Source organism: Bradyrhizobium sp. LjRoot220 (assembly GCF_964252915.1).
GTDB lineage: Bacteria > Pseudomonadota > Alphaproteobacteria > Rhizobiales > Xanthobacteraceae > Bradyrhizobium.
In genome coordinates this window covers 442569-464569 of record NZ_CAXUPS020000006.1, presented here as the reverse complement: position 1 = coordinate 464569, position 22001 = coordinate 442569, and the positions used below count along the sequence as shown (strand labels likewise).

Sequence of the window (22001 nt, the reverse complement as noted above, 5' to 3'; positions counted from 1 at the left end):
TGACGTAAGATTCGCTCCGGAGCTGGAGCGCCCGTGCAGACCGCACAACGCAATTCGCTGAGATTGCTGCAATGGATGATGGCCGCTTCGCTGGCCCTTCCGGTGGCGCTGTTCGTGTTTGCATCCGCGGTTTCCTGGGTCTCGGTCAACCAGACCGCCGACCGCGAGATCGAACGCTCGCTCGACGTCGTGCACGAGCACGCGCTGAAAGTGCTCGAGACCATCGACCGCAGCCTGTCGGAGATCGCCGAGATCATCAGAGGCATTCCCGACGCCGGCATCACCTCGCGTGAGGAAACCCTGCATCAGCGGCTGAAGCAGCTCGTGGGATCCCTGCCCCAGGTGAAATCGACCTGGATTTTCGACGCCAGGGGCCGCGCGCTCGTCAACAGCCTCGTCACGCCGCCGCCCGATATCGACTTCTCGGACCGGGATTACTTCAAGGCGCATGTCGCCGGCGACGTCGGAACCTATATTGGCGAAGCATTGAAGCCGCGTCCGCCCTATCAGGGCGCACCGTTCTTCGGCTTCAGCCGGCGGCGGCAAAACGAGGACGGCAGCTTCGCCGGCGTGATCCAGGCGTCGGTACTTCCGGAATATTTCGAGAATTTCTACGCCCGGATCGGCCGCGAGCCGGGCAGCTTCTTTGCGCTCGGGCTGAAGGATGGCGCGATACTGGCCCGTTTCCCGGCCACCGACCAGGAGGTTCGCCTCGACCTCTCGGGCGCGGTCGGACAACAGATCGCGGCGAACCCCAGGGCGGGGCTCATCACCGTGACGTCGCCGGCGGACGGCATTGAGCGACGACTGGGCTACCAGCGGCTCGCCGAATATCCGATCTATATCAGCGCCGGCCTCGAGACGTCGGCGATCCGGGAGCGCTGGTTCTCCACCGTGAGCCAGCACCTGATCTTCGGCGCGCCGGCCACCGCCCTGCTGTTTTCCCTGCTCGCACTGGCGCTGCGGCGGACGCGGCATCTGTATGCCGAGGCCGCCAGGCGGCAGGAGGCAGAGGACGCGCTGAAGCATGGCCAGCGGCTCGAGGCGCTGGGGCAACTCACCGGCGGCGTCGCGCACGACTTCAACAACCTGCTGACGGTGATCCGCGCCTCCGTCGATCTGTTGCGGCGGCCGGACCTGCCGGAGCCGCGCCGCCTGCGCTACATCGACGCGATCTCTGACACGGTGACGCGCGCGGCACGCCTGACCAGCCAGCTGCTGGCATTCGCACGCCGTCAGACACTCAAGCCGGAACTGTTCGACGTCGGCCAGAACGTGCAGACGCTGGGCGAGATGATCAAAACGCTGGTCGGGGCGCGGATCGAGATCGAGATCGACGGACCGAGCGAGCCGTGCATCGTCAATGCCGATGCCGGGCAGTTCGAGACCGCCATGATCAACATGGCGGTCAACGCCCGCGACGCCATGGATGGCCGCGGCAAGCTGACCATCGCGGTGCGCGCGGCAACCGAATTGCCCAGCGCCATCGTGCAATCGCAGGATTCTCACAGCCAGGGCAATGCCTCCGCCGGCCAGAAATCATCTGGCCAGAAGCCGACCGGTTACGTCGCGGTCTCGGTCGAGGATACCGGCGTCGGCATTCCCCAGGAGCAGTTCGGCCGCATCTTCGAGCCCTTCTTCACCACCAAGGAAGTCGGCCAGGGCACCGGCCTCGGCCTGTCCCAGGTGTTCGGTTTCGCCAAGCAATCCGGTGGCGAAGTCGCGGTGGCCAGCGAAGTGGGAAAAGGCAGTGTTTTCACGCTGTACCTGCCGCGCGCCGCCGCGGACGTCAGGCCGCAGCAGATATCGGCGGAAGATGCCCCGCCGCTCGACGGCAGGGGCATGTCGGTGCTCGTGGTCGAAGATAATATCGAGGTCGGAAAATTCGCCACCGATGCGCTGGCCGAGCTCGGCTACGGCACGACCCTGGTCGAGAATGCCACCCACGCGCTGGAAGAACTGGCTGCAGGCGCCGACCGCTACGACGTCGTCTTCACCGACGTGGTGATGCCGGGCATGACCGGCATTGAGCTGGCGCAGGAAATCCGCCGCTACCATGCCGATCTGCCGGTCGTGTTGACCAGCGGTTACAGCCATGGCCTGTCGGAAAGCGGCAGCGACGGTTTTGAGCTGTTGCAGAAGCCGTATTCGATTGAGCAGCTCTCGCGCGTGCTGCACGCAGTCGCCCGCTGGCGCATGATGAAGCGCGCCACCGCGACGCGGGCGTCCTGAGATCCCACCGTCGTTGGACCGGCAAGGAACCTTCTGATTTTCTTCGCGTTATCGGGCCATGGGCAAGACCAGTGGCAAGTCCGACACAAAGGCCGCCGCAACGTCCAGGCCTTCTGCGAAGAAATCCGCTTCCAACAAAGAATCCATTTCCGAAAAACAATCGGCAGAAAAGTCCGAAATTGTCGACGTTGTCGCGGAAGGTGGCGATCATGTCGAACCGCCGCCGGAGGTCGTCGAACCCGATCCGGAATTATCGCCGGAGGAAGCCGAGCAGGCGCGCAAGGACTATCTGCTGACGCGGTTCTGGATCAGCGCCAAGGGCTTCTGGGGCAAGGGCGGCGACCGGCTGGCGTGGATATTCTCGATCGGGCTCCTGATCCTGATCGTCACCAATGTGGGCTTTCAATACGGTATCAATCTCTGGAACCGAGCCATCTTCGACGCCCTGGAGCAGCGCGATTCGGCAAGCGTATTTTACCTGACCGCGGTATTTTTCCCGCTGGCGATCGGCAGCGTCCTGCTTGGCGTGGCGCAAGTCTTCACACGCATGGGAATCCAGCGCCGCTGGCGTGGCTGGGTAACCAACAGTGTTCTGTCGCGCTGGTTGAGCAACGGCCGCTATTATCAACTCAATCTCGTCAGCGGCGACCACAAGAACCCGGAACATCGCATGGCCGAAGATCTGCGGATCGCCACCGATGCGCCGGTGGATTTTGTCGCCGGCGTCACCGCTGCGTTCCTGTCGGCGAGTACCTTCATCGTGGTGCTTTGGACCATCGGCGGCTCGCTGACGGTGACGATGGCGGGGTCGGCCATCACCATTCCCGGCTTCCTCGTCATTGCCGCGGTGCTGTATGCCGCGATCGCCTCGGGTTCGATCGTGACGATCGGACGCAGCTTCGTGCAGGTCTCCGAAGACAAGAATCAGGCCGAGGCCGAGTTTCGCTACACTCTCATCCGCGTACGCGAAAACGGCGAAAGCATCGCGCTGCTGGGCGGCGAGCAGGAAGAACGCGACGGCATCGACAAGAACTTTACAAACGTGCTGCGGCAATGGGCGCGGCTTGCGGGCCAGCACATGCGCACCACAGTGGTGTCGCAGGGGTCGGGCCTGATTGCGCCTGTGGTGCCAATCTTGTTGTGTGCGCCGAAATTTCTCGACGGCAGCATGTCGCTTGGGCAGGTGATGCAGGCCGCCTCCGCCTTCACCATCGTGCAGACCGCGTTCGGCTGGCTGGTCGACAATTATCCACGCCTTGCCGACTGGAACGCCTGCGCGCGCCGCATCGCCTCGCTGATGATGTCGCTCGACGGCCTGGAGCGCGCCGAGCGCGGCGATGGCTTCGGCCGCATCAAGCGCGGCGAAACCGAAGGCGAGGCCATGCTCAGCCTCAACGACCTTTCGGTAACGCTGGACGACGGCACCGCTGTCGTTGACGAGGCCGAAGTGGTGATCGAACCGGGCGAACGGTTGCTGGTGACCGGCGAATCCGGCACCGGCAAGAGCACATTGGTGCGGGCGATCGCGGGGCTGTGGCCATGGGGCGACGGCAGCATCAATTTCCATCCCGACCGACGACTGTTCATGCTGCCGCAAAGGCCATACGTGCCGTCGGGCACGCTGCGGCGCGCCGTAGCATATCCGGGAGCCGCCGACGACTGGACGGTGGAAGCGATCGGCGAAGCGCTGGATAAGGTTGGCCTCAGCCATCTCAAGGACAAGATCGAGGAAGAGGCACCCTGGGACCAGACCCTGTCCGGCGGCGAAAAGCAGCGGCTGGCGTTCGCGCGGCTCTTGCTGCACAACCCCGACATCGTGGTGCTGGACGAGGCGACCTCCGCGCTCGACGAAAAGAGCCAGGACCAGATGATGGAGATGGTCACACGCGAATTGCCCAAGGCCACCATCGTCAGCGTGGGCCACCGCGCCGAGCTGGAAGCCTTCCACAGCCGCAAGATCGTGCTGGAACGGCGCAAGGGCGGCGCCAAGCTCGTCAGCGACATCGACCTGATCCCGCGCAAGGGCAAACGCCTGCTCAGCCACTTCCTGCGTCGCCGCAGGACATCGAAATAGCTGGCGTGATACTAGCTGTCGTCCCGGCCTTGAGCCGGGACCCAGACGCCGCGGCCGGTGTTATTAGAAAAGGAAGATAACGATCGGCGCGCAAACAAATGAACGCTGGTGGTTATGGGTCCCGGCTCAAGGCCGGGACGACGAGAGTTGGAGTCCTCGCTAAAAGTCGCTATGCATGCGCCGCTTTCCACCGAGGATATCCGTTTGAAGCCCGACAACGACCCCACGCCCGCGCCGTTCGGCGCGTTCGCACCGAATGCCGCACAGGCCGCGATCATTGCGCTGGCGCACCGCTCGCGGCTGAAGCGCGGCGCGTTCCGGCCGATGCTGTCGCGACTGGTCAATGTGCTGCGCGCGGGACCGGTGGACGTGAGATACCAGGGAGCATCGTTTCGCTTCTATCACCAGGCCAGCGCCACCGAGCGCGGCGCGCTGTTCAATCCCGATTACAACATCGAGGAGCTGGATTTTTTGCGCACGCATACCCCATCCGGCGGCGTGTTCGTCGATGTCGGCGCCAATGTCGGGACCTACGCCCTGGCGTTGGCGCGCCATGTCGGCACCAGCGGCAAGGTGATCGCGATCGAGCCGCATCCGGTCACGCATGCGAGGCTCGCCTTCAACAATGCCGCATCCGGCTTTGCTCAAACCAGGCTGGTCGCCGCCGCTGCCGGTCCTGCCGATGGCGAACTGATGATCGAGACCGATGGCGACAATCTCGGCGCCAGCCACATCGTGTCGGATCAGGCCTCGAGCAAGGCGATCAAGGTGCCGTCGCTGCGGCTGCAGCGCATTCTCGATGAAGCCGGCGTCTCGCATGTCGATGCGCTGAAGATCGACGTCGAAGGCTTTGAGGACCGGGTATTGACCGGCTTCTTCAACGAGGCGCCGCAGTCGCTGTGGCCGCGGGCGGTGGTGATCGAACATCTGTCATCGAACGAGTGGCAGAATGACTGCATCGCCGGCATGCGTGCGTGCGGCTATGCCGAGACCGGCAAGACGCGCAGCAATACGCTGCTGCTGCGAGGCTGAACCGACCATTTTTCACACGACGGGAGAGTTCGATGATCGACCATATCGGTTTTCCGGTTTCGGATTATGAACGCGCCAAGGCGTTCTATGTGAAGGCGCTGGCGCCGCTCGACTACGTGCTGGTGATGGAGGTGACGCAGGAGCAGACCGGCCATGATCCCGCGGCCGGCTTTGGCGCCAATGGCAAGCCGGATTTCTGGATCGGCGGCGAGGGCGGAATGAACAAGCCGCTGCATGTCGCAATCCTCGCCAAGGACCGCGCCACCGTCGACGCCTTTTACAGAGCCGCCATTGCGGCCGGCGGGCGCGACAATGGCGCGCCTGGAATTCGCGCTCACTATCATCCGAATTATTACGGCGCGTTCGTGCTCGACCCCGACGGGCATAACATCGAGGCGGTCTCCCACGCGCCGGAATGACCGGCCCCTTCAGGTTTCATGGGGAACCTCCGGGCACCAGTTCCGTTATCGCGGGATGCCGATCGAACCTCCCGAAATCCCGCCCCCGACACCGGGAACGCCAACCGAGCCGCCCCGCGAATATCCGCCAGGCAGTCCCCGCCCCGAGGTGCCGCCACCGGCGCGTGAGCCCGGTGCTCCGTCGCCGCCGCAGGAATTGCCGGGCAAGTTGCCCGACGAATTCCCGGTGCGCGGGCCGAACGGGCCCTCAACACCCAACCCGGCCACAGATCGGCCACAGGGAGCAATTTGACTTTGGATTTGAAAGCGTCGTCTGAATACGCAATGAACAATTGCGCATGTAACCTATTGCGTCCTCGAAATAAAAAGCATCCGCGCTTTCCTGCCCGCCACAATCCGGCCTAACGATGGGCCGTTGATCGACCCGCCGAAACGGCTTCCTCTGCCGCCAGAACCTTTCCAGGGACCAAGAACATCATGACAAACCTTCGCATCGTGCTGCTTGCCACGACCGCTCTGACGGTGGCGCAGATCGCGACATCAGCTTCGCACGCGCAGACCGCGCCACTCGTCGTCGCACAGGCGAGGGAAGAGCTCGGTCCGGACGGAAAGCCCAAGGCGCCGCCAAAGGGCGCGCCGCCGCCGGCTGCCAGGCCACCGGCACCGCCCACGCCGCCACCGGCCGCAGCGCCGCCTCCGCGCCCGACGCCACCGCCAGCTCCGCCGCCTGCTGCGGCTCCTCCGCCGCGTCCCGCACCGCCGGCTCCGCCTCCTGCTGCGGCCCCTCCACCGCGCCCAACACCGCCGCCGCCACCCGCAGCCGCTCCCCCGCCGCGGCCGACACCACCGCCGCCACCCGCAGCCGCTCCCCCGCCGCGGCCGACACCGCCTGCAGCGCCGCCACCGGCAGCCGCGCCGAAGCAAACGCCTCCGCCCGCCGCAGCGCCGCCCCCGCGTCCGACACCTCCGCCAGCGCCGACGGCAGCTCCGCCCGCCCGCACACCGCCCCCACCGGCGGCAACCACCACGCCGGCGCCGACCGCATCGCCGCCGCCTGCCGGCACAACTCCTGGCGCGCCGCCGCGCGCCGGCCAGCCGCCGGCTGATACCAAGCGTGTGCCGGGGACGCCCGGTGCAGGGCCGACGGCCACGCCGACCGCGACACCATCGCCGACCGCGCCTCCGGCTGCTGGAACGCCTGCGACACCGCCTGCTGGCGCAGCACCCGGAACGCCTTCGCCGCGTCCTGGTGCACCGCCAGCCGCTGGCGGCGCCACGCCGACACCTCCGGGTGGCCAGCCACCGCGCCCTGGTCAGCCACCCGGGGCACCGCCGGCTGCCGCCACGCCAACAACTCCCCCGGCCACACCGGGTGCAACTCCGGCCGCACCGGGCACGCCGCCCGCTGCCGGAAGGACACCGCCTGCCGGCGCACCTCCGTCAGCCGGAGCGCCGGCGGCTGGCGCGCCTACGCCTCCGCCGCCCGGCCCGCAGGGACGCCCGGCCGTTCCGCCCGCGCCTCCCGCCGGTGCCGCGGCACCAAGTGTCGTCCCCGGCTCGGCAGCCGCAACACCACCGCCCAACAGGGCGCAATTCGCGCCGCCGACGGTTGCACCGGCGTTCCGGGCCGCACCGACGATCACAACGCAACTGCCGCCACCGCCACCGCCACGGCGGGAAAACATGACGCCACTCGCTATTGGCGCCATTGGCGCGGGCGTCGTGGCAGGCGCCGTGGTCGGCGCGTCCATCGCCGATTACCGCAACCAGCGACGCGAAACCATCGAAGGCGGACGCACCATCTACACCGAGCCGGACCGGATCATCATCCGCGACCCGAGCGGGCAGCAATACGTGCGCGGCAACGATCTCTATCGCTTCCGTTATGGTGCGCGTGACATCCAGACCGAGACCGTCGGCGGCGAAACCCGCACCGTCGTAATCCGGCCGGACGGCAGCCGGATCATCACCGTGGTCGGCAATGACGGGCGACTGCTGCGCCGGATCCGCCGCGACGAGCGCGGCCGCGAGGTCATCATCATCGACAACAGCTACCGCGATCCGCGCGCGGTCGGCGGCTTCTATGTCGACCTGCCGCCGCCAGTGGTCAGCATGCCCTACGACCGCTACATCGTCAGCGCGGAGGAGGCGTCTCCGGAAGTGATCTATGACACGATGGTGGCGCCGCCGGTGCAACGGATCGACCGGCGCTACTCGCTCGACGAAATCCGCTACAGCCCCAATGTCCGGATGCAGATGCCGAGTATCGACATCAACAGCATCAACTTCGCGACCGGTTCATGGGAGATCCCGCCGGACCAGGCGGCGAAGCTGCAGGCGATTGCCGACGGCCTCAATCGGGCGATCCAGGCCAACCCGCGCGCGGTGTTCCTGATCGAAGGGCACACCGACAAGGTGGGCTCCGACATCGATAATCTCTCGCTGTCTGACCGCCGCGCGGAATCCGCCGCAACGCTGCTGACGCAGCAGTTCAACGTGCCGGCGGAGAACCTGACCTCGCAGGGTTATGGCGAGCAGTATCCGAAGGACCCGGTCGACGGACCGAGCGAGATCAACCGGCGCGTCACCATCCGCAACATCACGCCGCTGCTCAACGGCGGCCAGGCCTCGCTGCCGCCGCCGCCGCCCGGCACCGCGCCGCCGCGGCGCTGAGGTCGATCGGCACGATAAGAAAATGGCCGGGAGCAATCCCGGCCATTTTGTTTTGCGTCAGGCGCTGAGCGCCCGCGGCGGCAGACAGGCGTCGCAGATCGCCGCCACATGACGATGGTCGGTACCGCAACAGCCGCCCAGAATGCGCATCGCCGGAAATGAGCGCCGGAGATTCAGATAGCGCCGGCCGAGATCCTGCGGATCGCCTGCGTCGAGCGTTGTGGACTCATCCAGTTCAGCATGGCTTTTGGTCGACGCGTTGGCTCTGATGCCGTGGATGCGCTTGACCCAGGCCTCGTCCGCTTTCAGCGCGTGTTCGAAATGCGTCGGATGCGCGCAATTGACCAGGAAGTATTCGACCGAAGCCTGGGTCGCGCGATCCACCGCCTCGATCGCTTCGCGCAGCGTTTCGCCGTTGACCAGACGGCCGTCGGTTTCCACCGTGAACGAAATCACCGCCGGAATCTGTTGCGCTCTGGCAGCGCGCGCGATGCCGATCGCTTCATTGATGTTCGTGAGCGTGTAGGCTGTCACCATATCGGCGCCGCCTTCGACGAAGGCCGCGATCTGCGCGCCGTGATAAATCTCGGCTTCGGCCGCATCCATGTTGCCGGCCTTGTAGCCGTCGCCGCGCGGGCCGATGGCGCCGCTGACGACGCAAGGCGTCGTCGGCTTTTCCCAATCGGCGCGCAGCTCCGCGAGCAGCTTGATCGCGCGAATATTGATCGCCCTGAGTGCGGCCGCATCGTAGCCAAGCAGGGCGCCCCAATCGGGATTGGCGCGCCATGTCGGGCTGTCCAGCACAAAGCCAACGCCATGGTCGCGTGCGACCGCCATGTAGGCCTGGTAGTATCGCTTCAGCGAGTCCGGGCCTTCCGGTCTGTCGAGCAGCACGAAGGCGGCGAAATGCGGCAGTTCAATCCCTTCGTGGAAGATCAGCGTCGTTTCCATGCCGCCGTCGGTGAGGAAAATGCCCCCGCGGCGCTGCGGCAGGTCGTATCGATATTTTGTCACTGCAATATCTCCGTAATCGGCAAATGGCTCTGATGGTAGGTCTCACGTGGCGCGGTTCGGTCTGGCCGAACTGGTGCTGCATTGTGTCGCGGCTTCCTAGACGGCTCGTGGTGCAGCTGCATCCCCGGCCGTAAAATGCTACGGAATCAGAGGGTTGTACGGCGGACACGAATCCGCGGCGCTGCTGCACGCAGACCAAACCGTACCGCGAGTACAGTTTTTGGAGACACCGAATGGGAAAAGGCGAAGCGACCCGCGAGCGAATTCTCGAGATTGCTGAAGCCGCCGTGCTCGCCAAGGGGTTTGGCGCCACGTCGATCGACGAGGTGATCGCGGAGGCCGGCCTCACCAAGAGCGGCTTCTTCTATCATTTCAAGGACAAGAATGCGCTCGCGCGCGAAATGCTGCGCCGCTACGTCAAAACCAACGACCAGCTGTTCGACGACGTCTTCGCGCGCGGCCGGCAGCTGTCGGACGATCCGCTGCAAGCGTTCCTGATTTCGCTGAAGCTGCTCGCCGAAGTGATGGCCGATCTGCCGAACGGGCATCCCGGCTGCCTGATTGCAAGCATCTGTTATCAGGAGCGGCTGTTCGACCGCGAGGTGCGCGATCCCACCGCACAGTCGGTGCGCGACTGGAACGCGCGCTTCCGCCACATCCTCGGCGGGATCGCCGCGGTCCATCCACCGAGGGAGCCGGTCGATCTCGACGATCTCGCCGACATGGTGTCCTGCATTGTCGACGGTGCGATCATCATGTCGAAAACGCTGAACGATCCGGGCCGGCTGGAACGCCAGATCCTGATCTTCCGAAGCTGCGTGAAGCTGATTTTCTCGGCTCCATCGCCTTCCTGACGCGCGCCGATCATCAGAATCTATTTCGCCGCGGCGAGCCCCAGCGCGTCGACCATCACGCGGAAGACCTCCGTATTGTCCATCGAACCCCTGACCCGTTCGCTGCCGGGCCCGGTCGCGGTCAGGATGACGTCTTCGCCGGAATGCACGCTGGCGTTCATCATCGCCGGCAGATTGCCGGGCCGCAGCACGGCGCCGGGAACGCCCTTGTACTTTTCGTTGGCCTTGAAGGTTCCGTCGTCGTCTCCCTTCATGGTCGGGTCGTTCGGGCCGTCGAGTTTGGGGCGGAAGGTCTCGTAATGGTCGGGCAGGCTGGCCGAGAAGATGGCGAGCCGCCGGCTGACGTCGACGCGCGACGGATAGCCGTCGGCATCGGGCGCCGGGTAATTCGGGAAGCCGGCCTTGTCGTAGACGCCGACGCGCTCGCGCATCGGCGCCTCCGACGTCGTGTTCATGTCGTGATTGATGGTGCCGACAAGAGCGTTGGGGTGGTTATGGTCCGGTGTGACCAGGATCAGGGTGTCGTCGCCGCGCTTGCTCGCCCAGTCGCGGGCGAGGCGCACCGCATTGTCGAGCATGATGGTGTCGTAGACGGCGCGGTCGAAGTCGAGGGCATGCGCGTATTTGTCGATCAATCCGGATTCCACCATCAGGAAGAAGCCGGCCTCGTTTTTCGACAGCACGTTCAGCGCGGCCTGGAGCTGCTCGGTCAGGTCTGGCTGCTCGGGAAATTTCTTGACGCCGCCGCCCTTGAGGAATTTGCGATCCAGCGCCCCGTCCATATTTCTCGTGGCGAACAGCCCGAGCAACTGGCGCGTCTCGGGTTTGGCCGCCAGCGCATTGAGTTCGCCTGCGGTCGTCGCCATGGCGTAGCCGGCGTCGCGGAACCGGGCGATATAGTCGATCTCGTCCTTGCGCTTGGATCCGGCCGCCGACTTCGGCAGGAAGTTCGCGCTGCCGCCACCCAGCAACACCTCGGGCCTCGCCGCGAAAAGCTGCTCGACAATCTCGTCATAGGCAGCCCGGCGGCGCGTATGCGCCACCATCGCCGCCGGCGTGGCGTCCTCGACTTCGGTGGTGGTCACGATACCGATGCTCATCTTAAGCCGGCGCTTGGCCAGGCTCGCGATGGTCTCGACCTTGGGATCGTCGAGCGCGTCTCTGGTGCGGTCGGCATAGACGCCCATCGCATTGACCGCGCTCTTGTGGCCGGTGGAATAGGCGCTGGCCGAGTTTGCCGAATCGGTGATGATCGAATCCGAGCCGGCGGTCGCCACCAGCGCCGTATGCGGCATGTCGTCCATCGCAAGCTTGCCGAGGCTCTTGCCCTCCGCAATGCCCTTGGAAAGCAGCCGCGCCGCGACGCGATGCGCAGGCGACATCCCATCGCCGATGAACAGGATGACGTTCTTGGCCTTGCGTGGCCCGGTGTCGTAGACCGTCCACGTCACCTTGCGGCTCTTGGTGCCGTCACTGACCTCGACGACGACCGGCCCGGGCTTTGCCAGTTCGACATCGCGAAGCAGCAGCGCGGATTGGTCCCTGCCGTCTTCGCGCTCGATGAACGTTGCGGCCCGGCCGAACACGGCGGCGTAGTCCTGGCCGTTGACGGTTACCTTCAGTTTCGCCTGGTCGACCCTGTCGGGGAATTCAACCTTGAAATCGAACTGCGCGCCGGAGAGGATTTCGGCGCGGTCGATCGGATAGACGGTTTGGGCAACAGCCGGCGATGCCGAGAGCAGGACGGCGAGGGTGATGACGGTGATTGGCTTGATCAAAATCGGCTCCGCGCGTGCTTGCCTGCGGAACAGCGACAAGCCGCTGCTTGCGCAGAAGTGAAGGCGATCAATTCTATCCAGCCCGAATGACACCTATGTAACGGCCGCCCGCAGCGATGCAGAGGTGGCGAAAAGAGCCCGGCCTCCGGCCGTTCAGTCCTTGTCGTTACCGAGCTTGAAGATTTCGGAACCATCGCCGCTCGATAGCAAGCCGGTGTCTGAATAAAGCTTCAGCTTGGCGCGGGTATCCGTGATGTCGAGGTTGCGCATGGTCAACTGGCCGATGCGGTCTGCCGGCGTGAACGCCGCATCCTCCACCTTCTCCATGCTCAGCCGTTCCGGCTTATAAGTCAGGTTCGGGCTCTCGGTGTTCAGCAGCGAGTAGTCGTTGCCACGGCGCAATTCGAGCGTCACCTCGCCGGTGACGGCGCGCGCCACCCAACGCTGGGCGGTTTCGCGCAGCATCAACGCCTGCGAATCGAACCACCGGCCCTGGTAGAGCAACCGGCCGAGGCGTATGCCGCTGATGCGATACTGCTCGATCATGTCTTCGTTGTGGATGCCGGTGACCAGGCGCTCATAGGCGATGTGCAGCAGCGCCATGCCGGGCGCCTCATAGATGCCGCGGCTCTTGGCCTCGATGATCCGGTTCTCGATCTGGTCGCTCATGCCAAGGCCGTGCCGGCCGCCGATGGCGTTGGCCTCGAGGAACAGCGCGACCGGATCCGCAAAGGTCTGGCCGTTCAGCGCAACGGGCTGGCCCTCCGCAAAACGCACGACGACCTTTTCGGCCTTGACGATACAATCGTCGCGCCAGAACGGCACGCCCATGATCGGATTGACGATCTTGATGCCGCTGTCGAGGCTTTCGAGATCCTTGGCCTCATGGGTTGCGCCCAAAATATTGCTGTCGGTCGAGTAGGCCTTTTCGGCGCTCATCTTGTAGGCAAATCCATTCGCGGTCATGAACGCCGACATTTCCGCGCGGCCGCCCAATTCGTCGATGAACTGCTGGTCGAGCCAGGGCTTGTAAATCCGAAGATTGGGATTGGTCAAAAGGCCGTAGCGATAGAACCGCTCGATGTCGTTGCCCTTGTAGGTGGAGCCATCGCCCCAGATGTTGACGCCGTCCTCCTTCATCGCCGCAACCAGCATCGTGCCGGTGACCGCGCGACCGAGCGGCGTGGTGTTGAAATAGGTGTTGCCGCCGGTGGAGACGTGGAAGGCGCCGGACTGGATCGCGGCAATGCCTTCGTGGACCAGTTGCGTGCGGCAATCCACCAGCCGGGCTTTCTCGGCGCCGAATTCCAGCGCCTTGCGCGGAATTTCGTCGTAATCGGCCTCGTCCGGCTGCGCGAGATTGGCGGTATAGGCAAAGGTGCGGGCGCCCTTTTGCTTCATCCACACCAGCGCCGCCGAGGTGTCGAGACCGCCCGAAAAAGCGATGCCGACTTTTTCCCCTTTGGGCAGGCTCTTCAGGATCGTACTCATCGTGCTTCCAATCGGTCGAAATGGCGGATGTCGTGTGCGGCTTTAGCTGCGCGAATAACAAACTTTGCGCTGATGGGCACGCCTTTAATAGCCCAAATGGCAACCGGCCGGGGTCAGATTAACCCGGCTGGCGCGAGCGCTTCGCCAGGCGGTTCCAGGGCCGGGCCCATCGTGCCAGCGCGGCCTCGACCGACGCATCGGAGACCCGGGTCGACGGCCAGCGGTACAGCCAGCCATGGGCCAGCCAGATCACCAGAAAGCTGACCAGGCCGGCGGCCGCCACATCGGTGAAGAAATGCCCGCCGAATGCCATCCGCAGCACGCTGGTGACGATCCCGAACAGGGTCGCCGCCGCATAGGCCAAAGGCCGCCACGCCGGCGGCGCCAGCGCCGCGGGCGCGTAGGTCCAGAACGCGGTGGCGCCCTCGCCGGAGAAGAACGAGCAGTTGCGCCCGCACGTGCCGCGCGGATCCCAATACGGCACGAATTCCTGGGGCCCGTTGAACTGCGTCACCACCACCGGCCGCGGCCGGCCCCAATAGCTCTTGAAGGTGAGGTTGGTGAGGACGACGGCGGATAGCAGGATGGTGCTGAGCAGGAATACCGCGGCACGCGCGGGAATGAACATCGGCCGGTCCGGCCGCACCAGCTTGACCACGATCGCCGCAAGCGACGGCAGTGCGAGCGCCCATGCGATCCACATCGCGGCGTCGCGGGCGATGGCGGCGAGCACGCTGCGCTTCAGCGGAAACGACGTGGTCTCGGGGTCGTAAAACACCGCCGCCAGCTTGAGATCGAGTTCGGGGAAAATTCCGAACAGCAGTCCGATGATGAGCGCCAGCCCAAGCGCGATGAGAAGTCCGGTCCGGTTCATGGCGCGGGGTTTAGCCGAGGGGATGGCGGATGGGAAGACTCAACGATGCGGCCGCGAATGCGCGGGCAGCGGCGGTGGCGGCCGCGAGGGTTTTGGCGGCTCGCGCCACGCGCCCGCGGTGCGGCCTGCGATCATCCAGTAGACCAGACCTGCGACGATGCCGGCCCCGGTCATGATTTCGAGATGGCGGCGGATGATGCCATCAAAGCGCATCGTCTCGGGATCGAACGGGACCAGACCGAGATAGCAGGCGCAGCCTACGATCGCGCCGCCGACCGCATAGGCCAGCACGCTGCGGACATAAAACGCTTCGGTGATCAGAACCACGATCAGCGCCGGCAGCAGCGCAAAGCCCGAGATGAAGATGAAGCCGAACCCCAGCACGACATTGATCGCGCCCTGATCGATCGGCCCTGCGCCGAGATCGCTGAATTCGGGATACAGCACCGCGCCGACCACGATCACCCCCGCCGCCAGACAGGCGAACAGGAATGCGAACAGGACCACGAAGAGGCGGCCGATCAGCGCCATTGCATCAAACCTATCTTGTCGTCATTGCGAGCGAAGCGAAGCAATCCATGCATCCTCGTCAATAGTGTGGATTGCTTCGTCGCCGCGCTCCCTTGCGGCAAACGCTTTGCGTTTGCCGCAGGCAATGACGGGTTTAGCAACAGCCTTAATCCGTCATCGCCATCGCGCGCAGCGCCTGGCGCTCGCGGGCGGACAATTTTTCGGTCTCCGATTTCAACTGGCCGCAGGCGGCGAGGATGTCGCGGCCGCGCGGCGTGCGCACCGGCGAGGAGTAGCCGGCGTTGAAAATATACTCGGAGAATTTTTCGATCTGGTCCCAGTCCGAGCATTCGTACTTGGTGCCGGGCCACGGATTGAACGGAATGAGGTTAATCTTGGCCGGAATGCCCTTGAGCATTTTTACCAGCAGTTTGGCGTCATCCATGGAATCGTTGACGCCCTTGAGCATCACATATTCGAAGGTGATGCGCCGCGCATTCGACGAGCCCGGATAATCGCGGCAGGCCTGCAGCAATTCGGCAATCGGATATTTGCGGTTGAGCGGCACCAATTCGTTGCGCAATTCGTCGCGCACCGCATGCAGCGAGATCGCCAGCATGACGCCCATCTCGTCGCCGGCGCGCACGATGTTGGGCACCACGCCGGAGGTCGACAGCGTGATGCGGCGGCGGGAAATGCCGATGCCTTCATTGTCGGCGACGATCAAGAGCGCATCGCGCACCGCGTCGAAATTATACAGCGGCTCACCCATGCCCATCATCACCACATTGGTGACGAGGCGGCTGCCGGTCGGGGTCTCGCGGTCGGCCCAGTCATTGAGGCGGTCGCGCGCCACCATGATCTGGCCGACGATTTCACCGGCGGTGAGGTTGCGCACCAAGCGCTGCGTGCCGGTGTGGCAGAACGAACAGGTCAGCGTGCAGCCGACCTGCGAGGAGACGCACAGCGTGCCGCGATCGGTCTCGGGGATGTAGACGCACTCAACTTCATGCGCCTTCTCGAGGGAATTGCCGCTCGGCAGCCGCAGCAGCCATTTGCGGGTGCCGTCGTTGGAGACCTGCTCGGCGACCACTTCCGGACGGTCGACGGTGAAATGCTGCACCAGTTGCGCGCGCATTTCCTTGGAGATGCTGGTCATCGCGTCGAAGTCTTTGGCGCCGCGGACATACATCCAGTGCCAGAGCTGCTGCGTGCGCATCTTGCGCTGCGCAGGCGCCACACCGATCTCGCCGAGCCGGTCGGCGATTTCCGCACGCGACAACCCGATCAGCGACGGCTTGGCCGGCGGCACATAGGTTTCGAGCGGAATTTTCTCGAGGGGAGCCTGAGCCGAGGAACTGCTCCCGATTGAAGCGACGGTCATCTTGTTCTGTTCCGAAAAATTTCTCCCTCATCCTGAGGAGCGGCGTCTTCGCCGCGTCTCGAAGGATGAAAGCCGGGCCTCGTGGTTCGAGACGGCGCTGACGCGCCTCCTCACCATGAGGGGAGAGCGGGGTACGTAGGGTGGGCAAAGCGAAGCGTGCCCACCGCAAGCGTTAATGGTGGGCACGGCGCGATGCGCCTTTGCCCACCCTACAAGTAGCACTCAAATAGGCCCTCCGGGGCCCACAAACAACGCCATTTTCGGCTCAAAACCGCTTAACGCCGGCAATCCTGCGCCAATTTGTCGAGCGCCTGCGACAGACCCTTCAGCGAGAAGATGTCCGTGGTCTCGGTGCCCTTGGCCGAAACGCCCTTGACGGTGACATCCGCCGCCTTGCGCATGGCATCGACCATCCGATCTTCTTCCGCCGCGTTCTTGATCCAGAGCCCGTCGCCCTGGGTATACATCGCATAGGACGCGCCGCCGACCTCGAGCGTGGATTCCGAACCCGGCTTCAGCGCATAGCCGATCATGATCGAGACCTCGTTGGTGACTTTTTCCGCCGGGCGCGTCGAGACGAAGGCGTAGGCCGGATCGCGCGGACGGTTAGGCGGATTGGTCTTCGACGACGACGGCTTTGCCAGCGCGAAACATACCTTCTTGCCGTTCGGCGTCGCGGTATAGGCGCCCCAGGTTCCGAACTGGCCGATCAGGGTCGGCTCCGCGCCGCCGGCGGCGGCCGCCGCGGCAGCCTCCGGTTTGGCGGCAGACTTCGCTGCTGCGGCCGGCTTTTCCGTTGCCGCGGGCCTGTCCGGTGCGGCGGGCTTGGCCGCCTCTTTGGCCCCCTTCGGGGCAGCGCTCTGCGCCTGCGCAAGGCTGGAGGCCCCGCACAGCAACGCACTCAGAACAAGGGATGTCAGTATCTGCCGCACGGACGACTGGTTCCCTCATCATTGTGACTGGAAGATGGCCCGACAACGCGTCGTGACGCCAACGATGGATAGCCGGAAAATGCCTTTTTGGGAAGGCAGTTACGGGCGTTGCCGCCGTGGCACCCACGGCCTTTTTGGCACCTCCCGCGCGCCGCGCGGGGTTAGCCTTTGATACGGCCCTCGCGCTGTTTCTGCCACTGTGCGTCGGTCCACTGCAGCAGGTCCTCGGCGCCGGAACTGCGCAAATGCGCGCCGCCATCCTGCACCACCATCTCGCCATTGATGTAGCCGGCCTGGTCGGAGATCAGGAAGCTCGCAAGGTTGGCGAGTTCGCCGTGCTCGCCGGCGCGGCCGAGCGGATTGCGCTGCGCCCAGCCCTCGTCGCGGCCCTCAGGGCGAAGCTGACCCGACGCGCCCGGCGTCGGAAACGCACCGGGCGCAATCGCCACCGTGCGAACGCCCTTCGGCCCCCACTCCACCGCCAGACTCCTGGTCATCGCCAGCACCGCGGACTTCGCCATCGCCGACGGCACGGTGAAGGCGCGGCCAGTGATGGTCGAGGTCGACAGGATGCTCAGCACCACGCCTTCATGGTTGCCCTCGATCCAGCGCTTGCCGGCCGCGAGCGTGCAATACATCGTGCCGTGCAGCGTGGGCCCCAGGATCGCATCCGCCGCGCGGAACGACAAATGTTCGGTCTGCGCGAGGAAGGTCGCGGCAGCATTGTTGACCAGAACGTCGATCGGCGCCTCGCGCCAGACCTGATCCATCATCGCATCGACCGCCGCGCCGTCGCGGATATCGCAACCGATCACCGAGACCTTGCCGCCGAGTTCTCCGCGCATCTGTGCCGCTGTGGCGTCCAGCAATTGGAGCCGGCGGCCGCAGATGACGAGTTCCGCGCCGAGCTCGATAAAGCGCCGCCCCATCGCTGCGCCAAGCCCGGAGCCGCCGCCGGTGATCAAAATGCGTTTTCCCGCCAGCAGGCCTTTTTCAAACATTGTTTCACTCCATTATTTAGTTGCCGTCATTCCGGGTTCGCGCTGACGCGCGCCCCGGAATGACGGCTCTCTCATGCATCCGAATCGGATTGTAGCCCGCGTGCAAATCCGGCAAGAAGCACTTAGCGTTTCCAGCCTTTGTGCTTCCGAAAATCAGGTGTGTCCATGAAAGCCATTCTCTGCTCGCAATATTGCCAACCCGACGACCTCGTGCTGGCCGATGTGCCGGATCCGGTCGCTGGCCCCGGCGAAGCCGTGATCGCGATCAAATCGGCGGCGCTGAATTTCTTCGACATCCTGATGATCCAGGGCAAGTACCAGATCAAGCCGCCGTTCCCGTTCTCGCCGGCCGCCGAGGTCGCGGGCGTGATCGAAAGCGTCGGCGCCGGCGTCACTGACCTGAAGGTCGGCGACCGCGTGGCGGCCTCCTGCGGTCACAATGGCGCGCGCGAAAAGATCGCGTTGCCGGCCAATTCGATCGTGAAAATTCCCGACGATCTGGATTTCGATCGCGCCGCCGGCATCTTCATCATCTACGGCACCGCGCTGCACGCGCTGGAAGATCGCGCCAGCCTGAAGCCGGGCGAAACCATGGCCGTGCTTGGCGCTGCCGGCGGCACCGGTCTTGCCGCCTGCGAGCTCGGCAAGCTAATGGGCCTGAAGGTGATCGCCTGCGCCTCGTCGGATGAAAAACTCGAATTTGCGAAACAACACGGCGCCGAGCTGGGCCTGAATTACAGCACGGAGGATCTCAAGGAAGGCTTGCGGCGCCTCACCGGCGGCAAGGGCGTCGACATCATCTTCGATCCGGTTGGTGGCACCTACGCCGAGGCCTCGCTGCGCTCGATCGCCTGGGAAGGCCGCTTCCTGGTGATCGGATTCGCCGCCGGCGACATACCAAAGATGCCGCTCAATCTGGCGCTGCTCAAGGGCTGCGATATTCGCGGCGTGTTCTGGGGCGCCTGGGCCCGGCTCAACCCGGAGAAGAACCGCGCCAATCTGGAAAAGCTGGTGAAGTGGACCGCGGAAGGCAAGATCTCCTCGCATGTCGACCGCACCTTCCCGCTGGCGCAAACCGCCGAAGCGCTGAAAGTGCTCGCCGGCCGCAAGGCGATGGGCAAGGTGATCCTGCATCCGTGATGCTGCGCGACGGCGATCGCGTTTCATTCAACGCCTCATCTGCTCGAGCGATCATCGTCGGGCAGAACAGCGAACGGGCCGCACGCAACGCGGCCCGTTTTTGTGATTGGCGCTTGCGGATTGCTCGACGCGCGATGCCGAAACGCCTTCGTTCAAGGCGATTGCGCGTTAACGATATGCAATTTTAAATCTCTGGATTACGGCAAGTCGCCGCAATCAAAACAAAATGTCTCCCGATTCGAGCGATCCGGCGTCGTTTTTTCAACCCATTCGCCATGCGAATTGCCCGCCCAGTAAACGGGTTCCCGGACACCGATAACAACAAGAAAAAGATGCCGGCTACCCGTGTTGCGTTTTGGTAGCGGGGAAGCATCACCATGGTGGAGAGTACAAGGCAGGTTCAATCAGCAGATCCGTTCGCACGATTCAACGAAGCGATCGATGATCCCGGATTGTATGAGGCGCATCAATTTCGGCGGCCAGAAGCACGCAAGCACGACCCGCTCGTTCAGAAAGATCATCCGGCAGACGACCCGGTCCCGCTTTTTCTCGCGAGCCAGCAGGATGCGCGCCACCGACAGGATGATCGCTATCGAGCAGAAGAGGGCTACGAAGATCACTCCGGTTATCAAGAACCGCCCGAGTACTCCTTCGCTGGCGGCAAGAAACGAAGAGCGCGCGCATCGCGCATCGTGACCGGTGCGCTCGCGTTGTCCATCGTGGCCGCCGGTGTCGCGCTGCTTTCCTTCGATTCGACACGCGCTGTCATCGTCAACGCCAAGGCTTCGTTGGCCAGCACAGCGCCCGCCCCGTCAGGCGCCGCACTGCAGGACGCCGCGGCACCGCGCGTCGCGGCCCAGCCTCCCGAACCACCGCCGGCAACGCCGGAAGCGGCAACCGACCGCCCTATCCAGCCCGTTGCGCTGGCTTCTGCTTTGCCGTCACGCGAAGAAATCGCCGCGGCCTACCAGAGCGCCATCAAGACCGGGGTTGTAGCGATTGAGCCCGCGGCCCCCGAACCTGCACAAGCGGCACGACGCGTCGATCCGGATGAACTGGCGGCACTGTTGAAGCGCGCGAAGGGCCTGCTTGCGATCGGCGACATCACCTCCGCCCGGTTGTTGCTCGAGCGTGCGGCCGATGCGCAGGAGGCCGACGCCGCGCTGATGCTGGCGGGGACCTATGACCCGCAGGTGCTGGGCAAACAGGACATGCGCAGCATCACGCCCGATCCGGCGATGGCGCGGCTTTGGTACCAGAAGGCCGCTCAGTTCGGCTCGTCCGACGCCAAGCGCCGTCTCAGCCAGATCCAGAACTAGGCATCTTCGAACCAGTCATCACCGGCCCGCATTACTCACGATCACGCATCACGCATCATCGGGCATCACGCAGGGGAACAACAAAATGCGACGTCTATTTGGAATGGCAGTTTTTGCCATCATGATGGCGTGTGGCCTGACGGCCCGCGCCGAGCAAACCGAATCCGATCCGGCCAAGGTCAGCGAAAGCCTGAAGGCTATTTTCCAGTTCGGCTCGGTTGCCACCAAGCAGAGCCTGAACTCGAACACCGTGACGCTGATGTCGGGGACGATCGGCGGAACCTATGTGCAGTTCGGCGCCGACCTCGCTTCCGTGCTCGACGATGGCAACAAGTTGCGCGTACTGCCCATCGTCGGGCGCGGCTCCGTGCAGAGTGTGGCGGACATCCTGTTCCTGCAGGGCGTCGATCTCGGCATCGTCCGCTCCGACACGCTCGATTACCTCGAACGGAAGGGCTTTGCGAAGGATATCAAGAAGCAGTTCACCTACGTGACCAAGCTCTACAATGAAGAAATGCACGTGATCGCGTCGAAATCGGTCCGCAGCTTGAGGGACCTTGAAGGCAAGACCGTCAGCGTCGACCTTCCCAATGGCGGCACCTTCATCACGGCACTGACCGTGTTCGAGCGGCTCGGGATGAAGCCGAAGGTGGTCTATGTCGAGCAACGTATCGCGCTGGAGAAATTGAAGGCCGGCGAAATCGACGCCGTGATCGTGTGCGGCGGCAAGCCGTACAAGTCCGTCAGCACTTTCAAGGACGACCGCTTCCACCTGGTGACCGTCAATTACGAGAAGCCGCTGCAAAAGGATTATCTGCCCGCCAGCCTGTCATCGAAGGATTATCCCAACCTGATTTCGGGCGACGATCGAGTCGACACCATCGCGGTGCCGGCGGTGCTCGCAGCCTATAATTGGGCGCCGAACACCGAACGCTACCGCAAGCTGTCGCAGTTCGTGGACGCGTTTTTTACCAAGTTTCCCACCTTCCAGAACCCGCCCTTTCATCCGAAGTGGAAGGAAGTCTCGCTGTCGGCGCCGCTGCCCGACTGGCAACGGCTGCCGGTGGCCGAGCAATGGCTCAAATCCCACAACGTCGAAGCGGTCGCGCGTACCCGGTTCGATGAATTCCTGAAGCAGAGCCCAACTACCGCGGCGAACATCAAGACCGATGCCGACCGCGAGACATTGTTCAAGCAGTTCCAGGTCTGGGAAACCGAACGGAACGCGCGGGCGCAAGTTCGCTCCGGGTCCCGGAAATAAAGCCTCGAACCGT

Annotated in this window: 19 protein-coding genes; 10 read left to right on the top strand and 9 right to left on the bottom strand. The window is 64.3% G+C overall.

The window, feature by feature from the left end; genetic code table 11:
- Positions 1 to 33: 33 nt before the first annotated feature.
- The 5 genes from ACSQ84_RS25545 to ACSQ84_RS25525 all read left to right on the top strand — a co-directional run bounded on the left by ACSQ84_RS25545 (position 34) and on the right by ACSQ84_RS25525 (position 6049).
- Positions 34 to 2232 carry an ATP-binding protein gene (locus ACSQ84_RS25545; RefSeq protein WP_436214473.1) on the top strand — a complete coding sequence of 733 codons (2199 nt, stop codon included), beginning with the start codon at positions 34 to 36 and terminating at the stop codon, positions 2230 to 2232.
- A gap of 58 nt (positions 2233 to 2290) precedes the next feature.
- Complete coding sequence (locus tag ACSQ84_RS25540) at positions 2291 to 4306, top strand: ABC transporter ATP-binding protein/permease (protein WP_436214472.1); 2016 nt, start codon at positions 2291 to 2293, stop codon at positions 4304 to 4306.
- Between the two features lie 204 nt (positions 4307 to 4510).
- The gene (locus ACSQ84_RS25535; protein WP_436214471.1) at positions 4511 to 5338 is read left to right on the top strand and encodes an FkbM family methyltransferase; all 828 of its coding nucleotides are present in this window, start codon (positions 4511 to 4513) and stop codon (positions 5336 to 5338) included.
- Between the two features lie 32 nt (positions 5339 to 5370).
- Complete coding sequence (locus ACSQ84_RS25530; RefSeq protein WP_436214470.1) at positions 5371 to 5757, top strand: VOC family protein; 387 nt, start codon at positions 5371 to 5373, stop codon at positions 5755 to 5757.
- A gap of 55 nt (positions 5758 to 5812) precedes the next feature.
- On the top strand, positions 5813 to 6049 hold the full coding sequence (locus ACSQ84_RS25525; RefSeq protein WP_436214469.1) for a hypothetical protein: 237 nt from the start codon (positions 5813 to 5815) through the stop codon (positions 6047 to 6049).
- 183 nt (positions 6050 to 6232) lie between these two features.
- On the opposite strand, the gene ACSQ84_RS25520 is transcribed toward ACSQ84_RS25525, so the two are convergent.
- Positions 6233 to 7078 carry a hypothetical protein gene (locus ACSQ84_RS25520; RefSeq protein ID WP_436214468.1) on the bottom strand — a complete coding sequence of 282 codons (846 nt, stop codon included), beginning with the start codon at positions 7076 to 7078 and terminating at the stop codon, positions 6233 to 6235.
- Between the two features lie 362 nt (positions 7079 to 7440).
- Between ACSQ84_RS25520 and ACSQ84_RS25515 the strand changes: the two genes are divergently transcribed.
- A complete protein-coding gene (locus ACSQ84_RS25515; RefSeq protein WP_436214467.1) occupies positions 7441 to 8430 on the top strand; it encodes an OmpA family protein in 990 nt (329 codons plus the stop codon).
- A gap of 57 nt (positions 8431 to 8487) precedes the next feature.
- On the opposite strand, the gene ACSQ84_RS25510 is transcribed toward ACSQ84_RS25515, so the two are convergent.
- Positions 8488 to 9444 carry a homocysteine S-methyltransferase family protein gene (locus tag ACSQ84_RS25510; RefSeq protein WP_436214466.1) on the bottom strand — a complete coding sequence of 319 codons (957 nt, stop codon included), beginning with the start codon at positions 9442 to 9444 and terminating at the stop codon, positions 8488 to 8490.
- Positions 9445 to 9677: 233 nt separating this feature from the next.
- On the opposite strand from ACSQ84_RS25510, the gene ACSQ84_RS25505 reads away from it, so the two are divergent.
- Entirely contained in the window at positions 9678 to 10298 is a 621-nt protein-coding gene (locus ACSQ84_RS25505; RefSeq protein WP_436214465.1) for a TetR/AcrR family transcriptional regulator, read from the top strand.
- A gap of 20 nt (positions 10299 to 10318) precedes the next feature.
- Here the strand turns inward: ACSQ84_RS25505 and ACSQ84_RS25500 are convergent, their stop codons facing one another.
- The 7 genes from ACSQ84_RS25500 to ACSQ84_RS25470 all read right to left on the bottom strand — a co-directional run bounded on the left by ACSQ84_RS25500 (position 10319) and on the right by ACSQ84_RS25470 (position 18268).
- On the bottom strand, positions 10319 to 12079 hold the full coding sequence (locus ACSQ84_RS25500; RefSeq protein ID WP_436214509.1) for an alkaline phosphatase: 1761 nt from the start codon (positions 12077 to 12079) through the stop codon (positions 10319 to 10321).
- A gap of 150 nt (positions 12080 to 12229) precedes the next feature.
- Positions 12230 to 13567 carry an argininosuccinate synthase gene (gene argG / locus ACSQ84_RS25495; protein WP_436214464.1) on the bottom strand — a complete coding sequence of 446 codons (1338 nt, stop codon included), beginning with the start codon at positions 13565 to 13567 and terminating at the stop codon, positions 12230 to 12232.
- Positions 13568 to 13685: 118 nt separating this feature from the next.
- Positions 13686 to 14441: a phosphatase PAP2 family protein gene (locus ACSQ84_RS25490; RefSeq protein WP_436214463.1), complete on the bottom strand. Its 756-nt coding sequence runs from the start codon at positions 14439 to 14441 to the stop codon at positions 13686 to 13688.
- Positions 14442 to 14480: 39 nt separating this feature from the next.
- Positions 14481 to 14972, bottom strand: a complete 492-nt coding sequence (locus ACSQ84_RS25485; protein ID WP_436214462.1) for a hypothetical protein — start codon at positions 14970 to 14972, stop codon at positions 14481 to 14483.
- Positions 14973 to 15117: 145 nt separating this feature from the next.
- Positions 15118 to 16335, bottom strand: coding sequence for a 23S rRNA (adenine(2503)-C(2))-methyltransferase RlmN (gene rlmN / locus ACSQ84_RS25480; protein ID WP_436214461.1), 1218 nt, complete (start codon positions 16333 to 16335; stop codon positions 15118 to 15120).
- A gap of 275 nt (positions 16336 to 16610) precedes the next feature.
- Positions 16611 to 17267, bottom strand: a complete 657-nt coding sequence (locus ACSQ84_RS25475; RefSeq protein WP_436214460.1) for an invasion associated locus B family protein — start codon at positions 17265 to 17267, stop codon at positions 16611 to 16613.
- 161 nt (positions 17268 to 17428) lie between these two features.
- Positions 17429 to 18268: an SDR family oxidoreductase gene (locus ACSQ84_RS25470; RefSeq protein ID WP_436214459.1), complete on the bottom strand. Its 840-nt coding sequence runs from the start codon at positions 18266 to 18268 to the stop codon at positions 17429 to 17431.
- Between the two features lie 165 nt (positions 18269 to 18433).
- On the opposite strand from ACSQ84_RS25470, the gene ACSQ84_RS25465 reads away from it, so the two are divergent.
- The 3 genes from ACSQ84_RS25465 to ACSQ84_RS25455 all read left to right on the top strand — a co-directional run bounded on the left by ACSQ84_RS25465 (position 18434) and on the right by ACSQ84_RS25455 (position 21988).
- The gene (locus tag ACSQ84_RS25465; protein WP_436214458.1) at positions 18434 to 19408 is read left to right on the top strand and encodes an NADPH:quinone oxidoreductase family protein; all 975 of its coding nucleotides are present in this window, start codon (positions 18434 to 18436) and stop codon (positions 19406 to 19408) included.
- Positions 19409 to 19785: 377 nt separating this feature from the next.
- On the top strand, positions 19786 to 20727 hold the full coding sequence (locus ACSQ84_RS25460; protein ID WP_436214457.1) for a hypothetical protein: 942 nt from the start codon (positions 19786 to 19788) through the stop codon (positions 20725 to 20727).
- A gap of 85 nt (positions 20728 to 20812) precedes the next feature.
- The gene (locus ACSQ84_RS25455; RefSeq protein WP_436214456.1) at positions 20813 to 21988 is read left to right on the top strand and encodes a TAXI family TRAP transporter solute-binding subunit; all 1176 of its coding nucleotides are present in this window, start codon (positions 20813 to 20815) and stop codon (positions 21986 to 21988) included.
- Positions 21989 to 22001 lie beyond the last annotated feature (13 nt).

Coding starts and splice junctions, on each gene's coding strand:
- ACSQ84_RS25540 (WP_436214472.1), top strand. CDS start 2,291: ATGGGCAAGACCAGTGGCAAGTCCGACACAAAGGCCGCCGCAACGTCC.
- ACSQ84_RS25530 (WP_436214470.1), top strand. CDS start 5,371: ATGATCGACCATATCGGTTTTCCGGTTTCGGATTATGAACGCGCCAAG.
- ACSQ84_RS25525 (WP_436214469.1), top strand. CDS start 5,813: ATGCCGATCGAACCTCCCGAAATCCCGCCCCCGACACCGGGAACGCCA.
- ACSQ84_RS25515 (WP_436214467.1), top strand. CDS start 7,441: ATGACGCCACTCGCTATTGGCGCCATTGGCGCGGGCGTCGTGGCAGGC.
- ACSQ84_RS25505 (WP_436214465.1), top strand. CDS start 9,678: ATGGGAAAAGGCGAAGCGACCCGCGAGCGAATTCTCGAGATTGCTGAA.
- argG (WP_436214464.1), bottom strand. CDS start 13,567: ATGAGTACGATCCTGAAGAGCCTGCCCAAAGGGGAAAAAGTCGGCATC.
- ACSQ84_RS25490 (WP_436214463.1), bottom strand. CDS start 14,441: ATGAACCGGACCGGACTTCTCATCGCGCTTGGGCTGGCGCTCATCATC.
- ACSQ84_RS25485 (WP_436214462.1), bottom strand. CDS start 14,972: ATGGCGCTGATCGGCCGCCTCTTCGTGGTCCTGTTCGCATTCCTGTTC.
- rlmN (WP_436214461.1), bottom strand. CDS start 16,335: ATGACCGTCGCTTCAATCGGGAGCAGTTCCTCGGCTCAGGCTCCCCTC.
- ACSQ84_RS25470 (WP_436214459.1), bottom strand. CDS start 18,268: ATGTTTGAAAAAGGCCTGCTGGCGGGAAAACGCATTTTGATCACCGGC.
- ACSQ84_RS25465 (WP_436214458.1), top strand. CDS start 18,434: ATGAAAGCCATTCTCTGCTCGCAATATTGCCAACCCGACGACCTCGTG.
- ACSQ84_RS25460 (WP_436214457.1), top strand. CDS start 19,786: ATGGTGGAGAGTACAAGGCAGGTTCAATCAGCAGATCCGTTCGCACGA.
- ACSQ84_RS25455 (WP_436214456.1), top strand. CDS start 20,813: ATGCGACGTCTATTTGGAATGGCAGTTTTTGCCATCATGATGGCGTGT.